At 52.7% G+C, this 13,326-nt stretch carries 15 protein-coding genes; 7 read left to right on the forward strand and 8 right to left on the reverse strand.

Annotated elements, in window-relative coordinates; all coding sequences use genetic code 11:
- Positions 1-15: 15 nt before the first annotated feature.
- Both JMJ04_RS45675 and JMJ04_RS45680 read right to left on the reverse strand, forming a co-directional pair.
- Entirely contained in the window at positions 16-531 is a 516-nt protein-coding gene (locus JMJ04_RS45675) for a tetratricopeptide repeat protein (protein WP_201376993.1), read from the reverse strand.
- A gap of 91 nt (positions 532-622) precedes the next feature.
- A complete protein-coding gene (locus tag JMJ04_RS45680; protein ID WP_201376994.1) occupies positions 623-1,156 on the reverse strand; it encodes a cupin domain-containing protein in 534 nt (177 codons plus the stop codon).
- Positions 1,157-1,291: 135 nt separating this feature from the next.
- Between JMJ04_RS45680 and JMJ04_RS45685 the strand changes: the two genes are divergently transcribed.
- The 4 genes from JMJ04_RS45685 (at position 1,292) to JMJ04_RS45700 (ending at position 3,958) form a co-directional block, all read left to right on the forward strand.
- The gene (locus tag JMJ04_RS45685; RefSeq protein ID WP_201376995.1) at positions 1,292-1,792 is read left to right on the forward strand and encodes a MarR family winged helix-turn-helix transcriptional regulator; all 501 of its coding nucleotides are present in this window, start codon (positions 1,292-1,294) and stop codon (positions 1,790-1,792) included.
- Positions 1,793-1,964: 172 nt separating this feature from the next.
- The gene (locus tag JMJ04_RS45690) at positions 1,965-2,189 is read left to right on the forward strand and encodes an RNA polymerase sigma factor (RefSeq protein ID WP_201376996.1); all 225 of its coding nucleotides are present in this window, start codon (positions 1,965-1,967) and stop codon (positions 2,187-2,189) included.
- A 105-nt stretch (positions 2,190-2,294) separates the two neighbouring features.
- A complete protein-coding gene (locus JMJ04_RS49430) occupies positions 2,295-2,513 on the forward strand; it encodes an RNA polymerase sigma factor (protein WP_201376997.1) in 219 nt (72 codons plus the stop codon).
- Complete coding sequence (locus JMJ04_RS45700) at positions 2,507-3,958, forward strand: WD40/YVTN/BNR-like repeat-containing protein (protein ID WP_201376998.1); 1,452 nt, start codon at positions 2,507-2,509, stop codon at positions 3,956-3,958. The genes JMJ04_RS49430 and JMJ04_RS45700 overlap by 7 nt, the downstream gene beginning before the upstream one ends.
- Positions 3,959-4,172: 214 nt before the next feature.
- On the opposite strand, the gene JMJ04_RS45705 is transcribed toward JMJ04_RS45700, so the two are convergent.
- Positions 4,173-5,081, reverse strand: coding sequence for a phosphotransferase family protein (locus tag JMJ04_RS45705; RefSeq protein ID WP_201376999.1), 909 nt, complete (start codon positions 5,079-5,081; stop codon positions 4,173-4,175).
- A gap of 77 nt (positions 5,082-5,158) precedes the next feature.
- Positions 5,159-6,397, reverse strand: coding sequence for an aminotransferase-like domain-containing protein (locus JMJ04_RS45710; protein WP_201377000.1), 1,239 nt, complete (start codon positions 6,395-6,397; stop codon positions 5,159-5,161).
- A gap of 394 nt (positions 6,398-6,791) precedes the next feature.
- Between JMJ04_RS45710 and JMJ04_RS45715 the strand changes: the two genes are divergently transcribed.
- The 3 genes from JMJ04_RS45715 (at position 6,792) to JMJ04_RS45725 (ending at position 8,853) form a co-directional block, all read left to right on the forward strand.
- A complete protein-coding gene (locus JMJ04_RS45715; RefSeq protein ID WP_201377001.1) occupies positions 6,792-7,589 on the forward strand; it encodes a hypothetical protein in 798 nt (265 codons plus the stop codon).
- Between the two features lie 220 nt (positions 7,590-7,809).
- Positions 7,810-8,199 carry a VOC family protein gene (locus JMJ04_RS45720; RefSeq protein ID WP_201377002.1) on the forward strand — a complete coding sequence of 130 codons (390 nt, stop codon included), beginning with the start codon at positions 7,810-7,812 and terminating at the stop codon, positions 8,197-8,199.
- Positions 8,200-8,214: 15 nt separating this feature from the next.
- Positions 8,215-8,853: a DinB family protein gene (locus tag JMJ04_RS45725; protein WP_201377003.1), complete on the forward strand. Its 639-nt coding sequence runs from the start codon at positions 8,215-8,217 to the stop codon at positions 8,851-8,853.
- Here the strand turns inward: JMJ04_RS45725 and JMJ04_RS45730 are convergent.
- The 4 genes from JMJ04_RS45730 to JMJ04_RS45745 all read right to left on the reverse strand — a co-directional run bounded on the left by JMJ04_RS45730 (position 8,850) and on the right by JMJ04_RS45745 (position 13,307).
- Positions 8,850-9,614, reverse strand: a complete 765-nt coding sequence (locus JMJ04_RS45730; protein WP_201377004.1) for a hypothetical protein — start codon at positions 9,612-9,614, stop codon at positions 8,850-8,852. The two genes, JMJ04_RS45725 and JMJ04_RS45730, sit on opposite strands and share 4 nt — an antisense overlap.
- Positions 9,615-9,682: 68 nt before the next feature.
- Positions 9,683-11,038 carry a cytochrome P450 gene (locus JMJ04_RS45735; RefSeq protein WP_201377005.1) on the reverse strand — a complete coding sequence of 452 codons (1,356 nt, stop codon included), beginning with the start codon at positions 11,036-11,038 and terminating at the stop codon, positions 9,683-9,685.
- A 66-nt stretch (positions 11,039-11,104) separates the two neighbouring features.
- The gene (gene atpD / locus JMJ04_RS45740; protein WP_201377006.1) at positions 11,105-12,550 is read right to left on the reverse strand and encodes a F0F1 ATP synthase subunit beta; all 1,446 of its coding nucleotides are present in this window, start codon (positions 12,548-12,550) and stop codon (positions 11,105-11,107) included.
- A gap of 199 nt (positions 12,551-12,749) precedes the next feature.
- Complete coding sequence (locus JMJ04_RS45745) at positions 12,750-13,307, reverse strand: GNAT family N-acetyltransferase (RefSeq protein WP_201377007.1); 558 nt, start codon at positions 13,305-13,307, stop codon at positions 12,750-12,752.
- Between the last annotated feature and the right edge of the window lie 19 nt (positions 13,308-13,326).

A 13,326-nucleotide genomic window follows, 5' to 3' on the forward strand; every position in this document is an offset into this window, starting at 1 on the left:
TAAAATCTTAAAGGTCTATTCCTCGTTCCACTTCTCATCGAGGTGAGTGGAGTAGTACTCAAGACCGCGCTTAAAGTACAGAAGCTTCTCGTCGGTGGTGGTCTCCAGCAGATTAGTCAAAGCGAGTTCCATCGCCTCTTTATACTGCTGGGAGTTGTAGAGGGACATCGCGAGAAAGATTTGGATGGCCCGGTTCTGCGGAAACTCCCGCATGCCGCGCCGTAGTGTCGCGACCGCTTTCTCATACTCGCCCAACCCACGATAAGTGCTTCCCAGGCCCATCAAGGCACGCTCCAGGCTAGAGCCCGCGAGCCCCTGCTTGAGGGCGCGTAAGTAGAAGGGAACAGACTCATCTTCAAGCCCCAGGTTATCATTCACCACAGCATTCTGGTAGGTGATCTCGGCATCATCGGGGTAGGCCGCGTTCAACTCCATAAGGAGCGCCTTGGCCTGTCTTAGAATGGTCTGATCCTGTTTGGCGCGCCCCTCTTCGCGCAATTGGATGGCTTCAGCTAAACGTTCTCGGTCCATTTTTATCTTCTTCGAATCCTTTCTCTGTCTGTTTGCTTAACCACTCAATAGTATCACACTCTTTGATGCCTGGCATAGGAGTAAGGGGTGTTTAGATTTCGCCCTCAGCCACAATTTTTGGTGAGTTCGCATCATCGCGGGCTGCTCGCCAGGCGGGGCTATCCATAAAGTGGTTGTCGTACAACTCCTGGGATGCTATGAGATCTGCTTGTGTTGCTTCCCCTTTCATAACACGCTCGGCCAATCGGAAGTATCCGAACCGATCCAAGCCTGGGGCCTGGACAATCAGAAAATCCGCAGTATGAGTGGGGGTGGTTGCGAATGCATGGGCCATATTAGGTGGAACGACGACCATATCTCCTTTCCTAGCCATGATCACTTTCTCACCGGCAAGCATTTGTAGTTCTCCATCGATGACGTAGAAGAGTTCAGCCGATTGATTATGAGTATGAGGCTTCGCACCCTCAACGCCCCTCCCCATGGTCGTTCGCATAGCGCTAAGCGCTCCTCCAGTGTCACTGCCATCAGCGAGCAAACGCGTCATGAGTTGCGCGAACCCAAAAGTTTCCGCCTCACTCTCCCGTATAATGAGAGCTTCCGCAAAATTCGGTACAAGCATGGTCATATCTCTCTTGTTCCTTTCCTTTTCTTGACACCCAACAGAGCACATGCTATTATCACAATGTTAAGATAATAAACGAAATAAAAGTCAATGTCAAGTATTTTAACGTTAAGTTATTTGTATGGCTGGGAGGAATACATGGCTGATGCAATTGACAAGGTAATGGATCAATGGCACGGGGAGCGTCCCGACGTTGACCTCTGGTCGATGGGCGTTCTCGGTCGGGTCGCGCGGCTCTCACGTGTGCTGGAAAGGGAGTATAAGAAGTTTTTCAGCGAGCACGGGTTGGAGGCGTTTGAGTTTGATGTGCTCACGACACTGCGTCGATCAGGAGAGCCATATGAACTCACTGCCTCTGCCTTACTCAAGGCGGCATTGGTGACCTCCGGGGCCATCACAAATCGTATTGATCGCATGGAGGCCAGAGGCTTCGTCGAGCGGGTGCGAGATCTTGATGATCGACGTTCCGTCCGTATCCGACTCACACCGCATGGACGCGAAGTTTTGGACAGAATCTTCAGTCTCCATGCCGCGAACATGGAGCGCATACTCCAGCCCTTGGACCGAGAAGAATGTGAACAGCTTGCGAATATGCTCCGCACCTTGCTGGAGTCCTTTGGGGATACCTTCCTGGAGTGAGCGGCAGTGTCCTGCAAGCACCACTGCCTTCTCTTTGTGCTCTGAATACGCTCAAATAGTAGATAGCCTCCTGCGATGCATCGCAGGAGGCGCGCTTCATCTTTGGGGGTATGTCACGTTTTCTTTTCTGCGGTGATATTACTAGCGAAATTTGTGTAGCAAAGGAACACACATGCAGCTAGAACAAAGGGATGAAAACATTCAAGACACACCTCTCCATGCGACGCTCTTTGACCAGCACGGTAAGGCTATTCTTGGCTACCTTCGCCTGCATACGCCCTCGTTAGAGGATGCGGAGGACCTGATGCTAGAAGTATTTATCGCCGCATTGGAAAAGGAGAGTTTACCTATACTTTCGCCGGGCGAGCAACTGGCCTGGTTACGAAAAGTTGCTTAAAACAAGCTGTTCAACAGCTACCGACGAACACAACGACATCCACAAACTTCACTAGACGCAATCTCGGACCTGCTTTTCTCGGAGGAGGGACCAGAGCAGGTTGTTTTGCAACGCGAGGCATATCAACAACTGCGTGCCCATATCAAGCGACTTCCTGTGCTTCAGCAACAAACCCTACAATTGCGTTATCATTATGGGCTGAGTTGTGCTGAAATCGCTGTTTTACTTCAAAAACGCGAAGAAGCAGTACGTAAATTACTTTCACGCACTGTACAGTCTCTGCGACATTTATATAGGCAAGCAGAAGGAGAAAATAAATGCTAGACCGCGAGGATCTATTGCCCGAAGAACAGGCGTCTCCTGAATTGCTCAAGGAATTGCAGGTACTCTATCAAATGCATTCTGACGAAAAGCAACTACTGCTACGAACCAGAGTGCGCCTGGCAAAAATGTCCGTGCCGCTGTCTTCAGATGCTCAGGGACCTTCCGCGAAGATGCAGAGAAAAGCATCGAAACAGGCACGAGGATTTCCCATCCCAGCTACACGACCCTGGTTGCGGAGTCTCAATACGCTGGCTGCAGTTCTTATCGTTACGTTAATCGTTAGCGCGCTTGTGCTTACCTTCTCGCTGGTTCGCAATGCCAGAGTTGCCAAAGACAATACATCGCAAGTGGCTACTTCTCATGAGCCAGCGCCGAAGCTCATAGAGCTTACAGAGGGGGAGCGCTTATGTATGGTGAACGAAAAGGATGGATGGTCTATCGGAATAGGAAGCCAGGATGCCTGGGGCTCTATTTTGCGTACCACTGATGGAGGCAAGAGTTGGAAACTGGTAACACCGCCTGGAATTCATCGTGTCTCCGACCTCTACATTCTCGATAACAATACCGCCTGGTTACCGATATGGGATCAAACAAAAAGCCCGTATCCTGTATGGCTCTACCGCACAATTAATGGCGGCACATCATGGCAACGCTTTACTTTCTCAGGAAGCGATATCCAATCGCTTACATTTACTGATCAGAATCATGGTTGGGCAGTAAAGACTCAACAGCCGCAGCAAAATACGTCACAGTCTCAATCACAGCAGACAATTGGGGGTAGCATCCAGCAAAAACCTACTCTGCCTAAAAACACCCTTCTGCACACACATGATGGAGGCAAGACCTGGCAAAGCGTCGCGCCTTTTCCCGCTGGAATGGGAGGCAGCTTATACTTCATCGATGAGCAAACTGGTTGGACGACAGGCGTTGATAAACCTGGAATCGAGATAATAATGTCAATCTACATCACTCACAATGGAGGCAGGACCTGGCAAAAACAATCCTTGCCCAATACCCCAGGAAAACTCGCTATGGCACAACAACCCATCTTCTTTGACAAGAGTACAGGGTACTTCTTAGCCCGATTTGATACGCCCAACATACAGTGGTATGCCTATACAACACATGATGGCGGTAACTCATGGCAGAGAAGTAACACCGCAGTACCCAGTTCAGTACGTCTACTTGTAGACGACCAACACGCAATAGGAGCCACCCTTGACCAGAAATCCGATCTGAAAGATATCTTCATCCTGAACTTGACAGACAATCGAACGGTTTCTACCTCTCCCAATAGGAATGGAACGCTTATTGATTATAGCTTTCCCACTGTACGCGTGGGCTTTGTTTTTAAACAGACATCAAGCAGTGCTATCGATCTTTATAAGACAATCGATGGTGGCAAGACCTGGTTCAAGGTAAGTACCTTGCCGAAAGCTGCATAACAGGTATCAAAACGCGCCGTAAAACCCCTGTCTTGGACATGTCTTTTCTACACATGTAACAATGGCAAATGAACGGAAAACAGCTGCCTCTCATCGGCAGCTGTTTTCCGTTCATTTGCCATTGCTCACTTCCCATGGATGTGTTCGAGCCATATGAATGCTTCACCTCATCTGGTTTTCCTTTCATTGTATCAATCGGTTTTCAAATAAGCTCTTAGCAAAGATCGCGCGCAATTTCTACACAGCGTTTGATTGCCCATTGAGCGATGTTCCATTCCTGCTGGAGAGCTGTTTCATAGACTTCGGTCAGGCCAATGCGTAATTGATAACAAAGAATCCGTTCCTGATAAGTGGGGAGGCTTGGGAAGTGATTCCCAAAGTAGGTGGCCTGTTCCCTCATACACTCCAGCCAGGGACTCCAGAAATAGGCGGTCGCGACATCAAACAGGGGATCGCCATACTTAGCATTCTCCCAATCGAGTACGGCGGTGATGCGCTCTCCATCAGTGAGTACATTATTCGAGCCGAAATCACCGTGAACCAGGGCGCGCTCCTCCGGACACTGCTTTACGAGAGCGAGAAACGTCTTGAGCACTTCCTGGCACACAGCAAGTTCTTTCGTGGGTAGCGCGCGTTCCCAAGCATAAGTCTGTGGCTCTAGAAGAAACTCCCGCCATGTCACATAGACTCCCTGTCCAGATGCGTCAAAATCGCCAAAGCCCGTGGTATCATCCGGATCAAAATTGCTCAATGCCAGCCAGACATCAGCAGTTGGCTTCAGGAGGCGTTGAAGCGTAGCACTATCGACATCCTGAAGTGTGATGCCTGGCATTTTTTCGCTTATACAGAAGGCATGTTGCGCATCAATATATCCCGTCTGGATGACACGTGGAATAGGGACTTGCTCGGAATGGAAATGGTGATAAGCGTAGGCATCTTTTTGAAAGCCCGCGATGGAGGGGTTGATGCGAATGATGTACTCGGCACTACCACACTTGAAGGAAAAGGCCTGCGACTCTTCGCCTTCAATCATCTGCTGGAGAGTGTCTACCTCACTTCTATAGTGATCACGAAGAAAGGTTTTTATTGCTTCCAGATCTAGTGTCGTCTTCTGTTTACTCATACGCAGAAGTATACACTATGCGTGAGGGGGACGACGCGTGCTTCAGCAGCGTCGTCCCCATTCTCAATCCTACCGCGCTAAGCCTTGACCGCGATCTCTGCCAGGGCTTTGTGGAAGACGCGGCCAAGGCGCGCGATGCCCTCGCGGATCTGCTCAGGGGTGGCGTTGGAGAAGCTCAGGCGCAGGGTGTTGTCGCCACCGCCCTGCGCGTGGAAGGACGTTCCAGGCACAAAGGCTACGTTCTCTTTGACCGCCTCGCGCAGCAGTTCGGTCGAGTTCAGGCCTTCTGGGAGGACGACCCAGAGGAACATGCCACCCTGGGGACGTGTCCAGCGAATGCCTGCCGGGAAGTACTCCTCCATAGCCTGCAACATGATGTTGCGCCGCTCGCCATAGGTGCGGCGAATGAGCGGAATATGTTGCTCGATGAAGCCCTCACGCAGCAATTCATGGACGATCAGCTGGTTAAGCGAGGCCGTATGGAGGTCTGCGCCCTGCTTGGTCTGGACAAGCTTGCGTATTAGTTCTGGAGAGGCGACGACCCAGGCCACGCGCAGGCCAGGCGTCAGTACCTTGGAGAAGGTATTGAGCTGAATGATGTTGCCTCGGTATGGCTCGCCTTCGCTCTTGCGCTGCTGGCTATCCAGCGTGAGCAGGGAAGGGAGGGGCTCGCCCTCGAAGCGCAGTTGTGAGTAGGGATCATCCTCAACGACCGGGACGCCATAGCGGTTGGCCAGCTCGACCAGTTGCTTGCGACGCTCCAGAGAGAGCGTCACGCCCGAGGGGTTCTGGAAATTGGGCAGGACATACATCAGCTTGGGCTTGAGAGCCAGCATCTCCTCCAGGGCATCGGTGCACAAACCATTTTCATCGGAGGGGACCGTGATGTAGTCAGCGCCATAAGGAGCCATCGCCTGCAATGCGCCCATATAGGTTGGGGACTCGACCAGGATGCGGTCACCAGGATTGACCAGCAGGCGCCCGACGAAGTCCAGGCCCTGCTGCGAGCCGGAGACGATAAAGACATTCTCAGGTGTGATCGTTAGCCCATCGCGGGAGGAGGTCTGCGCGATCAGCTCAAGCAGAGGGCGGTAGCCTTCCGAGGGACCATACTGCAGGGCCTGCACACCACGCTCCTGAAGGACCTTCTGTGTGGCGGATGCGACCTTCTCTACCGGAAAGATCTCAGCGGCAGGCAAACCGCCCGCGAAGGAGATCACCTCAGGCTGCTCGGTAAGCTTGAGGAGGTCGCGAATGGCGGAACTCTTCATCAGTTGGATGCGTTGCGCGTAGTGCTGGTCCCAAAAGTCTGGCATGGATAGGCTCCTTTTGTATTTGCTTTTTCTGTATTTTTTACTGGAGATAACGTTCAGTGTAGAGTGTGATGGATAGCATGTCTACAGCCAATGGCAGTCAATGTTGGGTTAAAGTATAGCAATTGGCTCCCTTCGATGCACAAGATATCCCCCTTTTGGGCGGCGCTAGCCTGGTTGTGGTTGTATTGGGTTAAATAAATACTTCTTGCTAAATGAAAGCATAGTGTGCGAATAATAGAACATGAAGCTCTTCTTTGGGCTGGAAAGGATCACAATCAACGCTATGCAACTTGTTATTCTAGGGATACTCCTGCTTGCCATTCCCGTGAGTATTTGGCTTATACTCTGTCTCGAAACTTTGGTAAGTCCTTCCTCTCGAAGAGGATTGGTTGATATGAATCCACTTCTCTTTTTAATTGCATTCTTGGGCGCGTTCACAGGTGAATGGTTATTGCTCGGACTCTGGATTGCTGGACTCTTTCTCCTTGCTTCTGGAATTGCGGAAATCGGGCATTTTTCACTTGAATTTATCCTTTTCAGCGAGGGCCTGGCCTTTCTAGCCAGTATCCTGACACTGGTATGGTGGTTTCGCAGATCACGGCCAAATACGCATACTACCTCTGTTGCTCCAACCATCACATCCTCGACTCCTCCTGTGTCTGCGCAAAAGGTGCCAGTATGTCTGCGGGCATCGGCAGCCCCCGCCGTCTTACACTTAAACACCCCATATAATTCTGGTAACATTACCATCACAGTTCATGAGTACAAAAAGCGTCGCGCGTTTCGCCCTATGCTTAACCGCTTTGAAGCTGGCTGGAAGGAGCAGGGGCAGCCCAAAACATGGTTTGTCGAATTACAATGCACGATACGAAATAACTCTACAGACCAGGTTTATATCTGGGGGCAGCTGGAAGAGATTGTACCCGATGATGTCATGCCCCATCCTCCTCACAAATTACGCCAGTTTCCTCCCATCAACGCTGATGACAGCAACGACATCGTACCTGGCAGCGCGGACCTCACTCATATCAAACATCGTTTCGAGGTCAAAGATCTCATAGAAACAAATGTATTCTTCAAGCTCAATGAAAGCATGAATCTTCAGATGATGGCCTTTTCACTGTACGTTTCGTCTACACAATCCGGAGTATACAGCGAATATCCTCCTCTCTTTAGCATTGATGTATCATAACTATTTTTGCCACAATAAATGGGCTTTGCACAAAAATGGTATTCAGCGTAAGAGCAGATAAGTAGTTTTTTAAATTTGTGTTGAAGTATAGGATCAATTTTGTCCGTTATTCAGGGTATACTGCTCGTGAGGCGAGGATGAACGGGTCTGTGGTGAGTATGAGTGACGAACTTGTATGTACAAGGAAGAGCGTTTCTAGCAAGAAGAGAAGGAGCTAAAGATGAAATTGACCTATATTCCCCTGATCGTTGCCGACTTTCCAGTGGCGCTTCGCTTCTGGCGTGACGTGGCAAAGCTGCCTGTAACATACAGCGATGAGGCGATGGGCTATGCCTCGTTTGACACGGGCAGCACTACCTTGCTGCTTCTAAGTGCAGCACTCGCCAATGCGGGTAAGATTTCGACTTTGGCAGCACCGTCCCAGAACCATTCCATGTATCTCTCTTTCCAGGTGGATAACGTTGATGCCACTTATGCTGATCTGATCGCGGGCGGAGCCACATCAGTCTATGAACCGCGAGATTTTCCAAATATGCAGGCACGCCAGGCCCACATCACTGATCCCGATGGTCATTTGATCGAGCTCTACACACCATTCCCTAAAGCCTAAGAAAGATGTAAGCGTATGACAAACATTTATCTGGAAGTAGGCGAGAAGAAAGTTGCGGCCTGTTCTCTGGAGTGGCCTGGCTGGTGTCGTTTTGCGAAAACGGAGGAGGCGGCGATCCAGGCTCTTATGGCATATGCTCCCCGCTACAACGTGATCGCTCACAAAGCGGGGCTGGAGTTCAATCCAGGTGAAGCTGTGGTTGTCGAGCGTGTAACCGGCGACTCGGGCACGGAGTTCGGTGCTCCCTCAGTCATGGTCGCTAGCGACACGGTACCGCTCGATGCTGCGACAGCCGCACGCTGGGTTGCCTTGTTGCGAGCGGCCTGGGAACTGCTGGACGAGGTGGTTGCTGTCTCGCCCAGCACCCTGCGCAAAGGGCCACGCGGTGGCGGACGTGAGCGCGACGAAGTCTATCGCCACGTTATCGAGGTCGAGCGCACCTACGCGCGCAAAATCGGCGTGCGCCACAAGCCCTTCCCGCCCGGTGACCGCAACGCCCTGGCTGCGCTGCGTGAGGATATGGGCTCTGTCCTGAGCAGGCCCTCCGATGGGGCGCCCCTGGCTCCTGGTGGCTGGTCTAATGCCTATGCCCTCCGGCGCATTGCCTGGCACGTTATCGATCATATCTGGGAGATCGAGGACCGTCGAGATTAAAATGCGTAGTAGATGTAAAGCTGGCTGAGGAAGTAGAGGGCAATCACGACAAGCATGGCGATATGGAGCGCGACGCGTACCCTGGGCGAGAGTGATTGGCCTCGTTTCTCGCTCCATTCTGTAAGCAGGTAGGGGAGAATGAAGAGCGCGGCAAGGATGAAGGGCAACGCGAGCATAGCCAGGGCAAGTGCGCCGTGAGTGAACATAGTGGCAGCATGTAATCTATACAGGGTGAGCGCCAGCAGGAACATGGCCCCGCCCAAGGCAAAGGGGAGCGCTGTCAGCCTGCGCAGGCAGGTAAGAATAGAATGTTTAGGATCGATGAGACTTATCAGCCAGCTTCTGATGATGAACGCCAGTGCGAGAAAGGGAACAAGCAGAACGCAGAGATGCGCAAAGTTAAGGAGCCAGGGCGTGGATAAGTCTGGCAGGAGAAGTGTGATCCATGCGAAATTTATGTCCCAGCCAACCCTCTCCAGGAGAGCCAGGGGAAGCGGGGCCGCTAGCGTCCCCAGTGTGGTCATTACCAGGAAGCGCTCGCGGGGACGCTCGGAGAGGTGAGCGTGCCTGGCAAGGAGAGCGGCGCTGCACCAGCCCAGCGCCGCGAGGAGTAGTATGAGCAGGAGTGTGATCGTTAGCGATACTGGCAAGTTGAGGGCATGCAGCCGATAGAGCAGCCAGGCACGACCCAGCAGTGGTGGGACGAAAAGCAACCAGACCGGATTGCGCAGTGGTGGAAGCGTCGAGCGCAGATAATGCATAGCGTGATTCCTGGCAGGCGCTTGTTTGCTCGCAAACAAGCGCCTTTTTTATTGAGATGCTAGAAACTTTAATGTCGATGTTCGCTGAAGCGTACGCGGAAGGCGGTGCCAAAGGTTGGCGTGGGATCATTCTTCACACGCAGCTTGCTCAGAGGGGAAACCTGTTCCACGCGTGCCAGATGCAGGAGCGTGGCGATTACCAGCACGATCTGGGCCTCGGCGGCACCGGCTCCCAGGCAGAGATGTGTGCCAATGCCGAAGGGGTTATAGGCCCCTCGCTGCTTGTGTTCCTTGCGCTCTTCACTGTAGCGTCCAATATCAAACGTATAGGGATCGGGATAGAATTTGGGCAGGAAATGGCTGACGGTGTTGGCAAGCATGACATTTTGCCCCTCTTTGACCGAATGGCCAGCAAAGGCAAAATCTTTGGCCGCTGTTCGCGTGACAACCGGGGCAATCGAGTGTAGCCGGAGCGTCTCCATCATCGCGTCGTGTAGCACATCACGTGTGCGAATCTGCTCCTGAGCTGGCAGACCTTCGGAGAAGAGCTGATCCGCCACCTCTATGCATTGCGCAAGGACCTCGGGATGATTGAGTAGCTCATACAGCATAAAGGTGCATTCGTTGGCGACAGTATCAAGCCCAGCAACGAAAGGACCCAGCGAGGCAAAGATAATTTGCTCCTCACTGCCTAATATGTCATGATATTCAGGCTTCTGGCTCGCCTCCAGGATATTGTCTACCAGGTCCTTTCTGTCGCGCTCAGTCGCCCGATGCTCCGCCACAATCTCCTTTCCCATTGCGAGATAGTGCTGTTTGGCGCGCTTGTAGGACGGCAGCTTCAGCATAAAAGTGGGCATTTGCTTTGTCATATGCACGTTGAGCCCAACTCTGATCGTGGTAATGATGTTCTGGAGATTGGTGCCAGGTGCATGATTGGCCAGGGCTCGACCCAGTTGTTCAGTGACGATCAAGCGGAAGAGCGTGAGTGCCTCAACTTCTTCGCCAACCTGAAAACGCTTAACGACTGTCTGAGCAATATCAACCAATAAAGGAATATCCGCCAGCAAATTGCCAACCGAATAAGCAGGCTTTAGGAGCTTACGCATCTGCAAGTGAGGCGGGCCATCGATGGCCAACATGCTGTTTTTTGCGCCAAACTCGCAACCAAAGCTGTCCCAGACTTCATGAGACCGAAATTTATCGGCCCCCATTTGCGTAACGAAGGTGTTAGCCTCTGGTCCCGCCAGAATGACAAATTCCTGGTTCAGGGCACGCACGCGAAAAATAGGCCCCAATTGCTGATATTGCTTGACGAGAAAGGCCACGAGATCCTGCTGCATAGCCAATGCGTTCCCTACCACCGGCCATCCTGGTGCCAGTGGTGGGGGAGAGAGTCGCTCGATTTCTGTTACTGTGCTCACTTATCCTCCCTGAAGCGCTTCCTAATATTGGAAGTTAACTTTGCATCAATATGCGATTATATCATATCATTTATTCCCTTCCTGCTCATAGCGTGCGACAACCTCGTCGATGTTGCCTGCCATGTAGAAGAGGCTCTCAGGGATGTCGTCGTGCTTGCCTTCAAGGATTTCGCGCACGCTGCGGACAGTTTCCCGCAGGGACACATAGCGGCCCTCGCGCCCTGTGAAGACCTCCGCAACCGCGAAGGGCTGCGAGAGAAACTGCTTGAGCTTGCGCGCCCGTGAGATGGTGAGCTTATCCTCCTCGCCCAGGTCATCGATGCCCAGGATGGTAATGATGTCCTCAAGTTCGTTATAGCGCTGGAGTGTGCGCTGCACGCCACGGGCTGTGTTATAGTGCTCCTCCCCCACGATCTGAGGGTCCAGGATGCGACTGACCGAGGCCAGCGGGTCCACCGCGGGAAAGAGAGCCTGCTCGGCGATGGCGCGGTCGAGCACCACGGTCGAATCCAGGTGGGCGAAAGTCGTCACAGGCGCGGGATCGGTATAGTCGTCCGCCGGAACGAAGACGGCCTGAAGGGATGTGATCGACCCCTTTTTCGTGGAGGTAATGCGCTCCTGTAACTCACCCATCTCCTCCGCCAGGTTGGGCTGGTAGCCAACGGCTGAGGGCATGCGTCCCAGCAGGGCGGAGACCTCCGCGCCCGCCTGGGTAAAGCGGAAGATATTATCGATGAAGAGCAGTACGTCTTTCCCTTCCTGGTCGCGGAAGTACTCGGCCATGGTCAGGCCGGTCAGAGCCACGCGCAGGCGGGCGCCAGGAGGTTCGTTCATCTGGCCAAAAATCATAGCGACGCGATCGATCACACCGCGCTCGATCATTTCGTGATAGAGATCATTGCCTTCACGTGTGCGCTCGCCCACGCCCGCGAAGACGCTATAGCCACCGTGATTGATGGCGATATTGTTGATCAGCTCCTGGATGATTAGCGTCTTGCCTGTACCCGCGCCACCGAAGGCTCCAACCTTTCCGCCCTTCACAAAGGGGCAGATCAGGTCGATGACCTTAATGCCGGTTTCAAGGATCTCGCTCTCCTTCGTCTGGTCCTCCAGCGAGGGTGCGGGCCGGTGAATGGGCAGCGTCGGCGCGTCCACCACGGCCTCTTTGTTATCGATAGGCTCTCCTAGCACATTGAAGATGCGTCCCAGGGTCTTCTCCCCCACGGGAACCGTGATAGACCGTCCCATATCGCGCGCCTTTATGCCGCGCATCAGGCCCTCCGTTGGCCCCATCGCCACACAGCGCACCCAGTTATTACCAATATGCTGCTCCACCTCGCATGAAAGCTCCTTGCCATTGCTGGGATTGGTCAGTCTTAGCTCATTATAGATCTGTGGCAGATGCTCTGCGGGAAACTCGACATCGATCACAGGTCCCAAGACCTGTACAACCTTGCCTGTGTCTGCCGCCTGGGCGTTCTCTGTCTGTGCATTGCTCGTCGTCTGCGCCATCTTCTCTGGCCTCCTTATAGTGTTTTTCTGTACACCACTACTTTAGGCCAGAAAGCGCCCACGCACCTGACGCAAATAACGTATCTTTAACACAGTTTTGTATGAGGAGAAATCACGCAAGGGTAGGCAATATAACGTAGCCCGAGAGAGCGCTACTCACGTACGCGCCTACGCTGGTGGACATGGGACTAGACCCTTGTCAAGGTAGCGATTTTTGCTCGCACCATTCCTGCGCAAGTAGGGAATAGGTCGCGATGTCGATAAGTTGGCCCTTATACTCCAAACTTTGGCGCCGGATGCCTTCAAAGGTAAAGCCCAGGCGCTCCGCAACGGCACGCGAACGGCTGTTGCGCACATCAGCTTGAAGACCTACACGGTTGACGTGGAGGAGATCAAAGGCATAGTGTAGCATTGCCTTAAGCGCCCGCGTCATCAAACCACGCCCCGTGGCATCTTGACCAAGCCAGTAACCGACCTCAGTTGAGTGGACGCGGGGATCGATGGGAGAAAAGTGAATACCACCAACCATACGCCCGTTGAGCCAGATCCCCACCCAGGGAATGCCGTCATCGCTGAAGCGCGAGAGGCCTCGTTTAATGAAATTTTGTGCATCCTCTAGTGTCTGCATAGTTGTATCCCAACTCATCCATTCACCAAGGTAGGCACGATTCTCATCAACAAATTCAAGGAACTCAGGAGCGTGACGCATCTCAAGAATCTGCAAGGAAGCTCCGTCACCTAAATCATATGTAAACATAAGGCTTCCCTCCTTAAAA

The sequence above is a fragment of the Ktedonobacter robiniae genome, from assembly GCF_016587375.1.
GTDB lineage: Bacteria > Chloroflexota > Ktedonobacteria > Ktedonobacterales > Ktedonobacteraceae > Ktedonobacter > Ktedonobacter robiniae.

What these genes read in the sequence shown, in the direction of transcription:
- JMJ04_RS45675 (WP_201376993.1), bottom strand. Translation starts at nt 531, where the DNA reads ATGGACCGAGAACGTTTAGCTGAAGCCATCCAATTGCGCGAAGAGGGG.
- JMJ04_RS45680 (WP_201376994.1), bottom strand. Translation starts at nt 1,156, where the DNA reads ATGACCATGCTTGTACCGAATTTTGCGGAAGCTCTCATTATACGGGAG.
- JMJ04_RS45685 (WP_201376995.1), top strand. Translation starts at nt 1,292, where the DNA reads ATGGCTGATGCAATTGACAAGGTAATGGATCAATGGCACGGGGAGCGT.
- JMJ04_RS45690 (WP_201376996.1), top strand. Translation starts at nt 1,965, where the DNA reads ATGCAGCTAGAACAAAGGGATGAAAACATTCAAGACACACCTCTCCAT.
- JMJ04_RS45700 (WP_201376998.1), top strand. Translation starts at nt 2,507, where the DNA reads ATGCTAGACCGCGAGGATCTATTGCCCGAAGAACAGGCGTCTCCTGAA.
- JMJ04_RS45705 (WP_201376999.1), bottom strand. Translation starts at nt 5,081, where the DNA reads ATGAGTAAACAGAAGACGACACTAGATCTGGAAGCAATAAAAACCTTT.
- JMJ04_RS45710 (WP_201377000.1), bottom strand. Translation starts at nt 6,397, where the DNA reads ATGCCAGACTTTTGGGACCAGCACTACGCGCAACGCATCCAACTGATG.
- JMJ04_RS45715 (WP_201377001.1), top strand. Translation starts at nt 6,792, where the DNA reads ATGAATCCACTTCTCTTTTTAATTGCATTCTTGGGCGCGTTCACAGGT.
- JMJ04_RS45720 (WP_201377002.1), top strand. Translation starts at nt 7,810, where the DNA reads ATGAAATTGACCTATATTCCCCTGATCGTTGCCGACTTTCCAGTGGCG.
- JMJ04_RS45725 (WP_201377003.1), top strand. Translation starts at nt 8,215, where the DNA reads ATGACAAACATTTATCTGGAAGTAGGCGAGAAGAAAGTTGCGGCCTGT.
- JMJ04_RS45730 (WP_201377004.1), bottom strand. Translation starts at nt 9,614, where the DNA reads ATGCATTATCTGCGCTCGACGCTTCCACCACTGCGCAATCCGGTCTGG.
- atpD (WP_201377006.1), bottom strand. Translation starts at nt 12,550, where the DNA reads ATGGCGCAGACGACGAGCAATGCACAGACAGAGAACGCCCAGGCGGCA.
- JMJ04_RS45745 (WP_201377007.1), bottom strand. Translation starts at nt 13,307, where the DNA reads ATGTTTACATATGATTTAGGTGACGGAGCTTCCTTGCAGATTCTTGAG.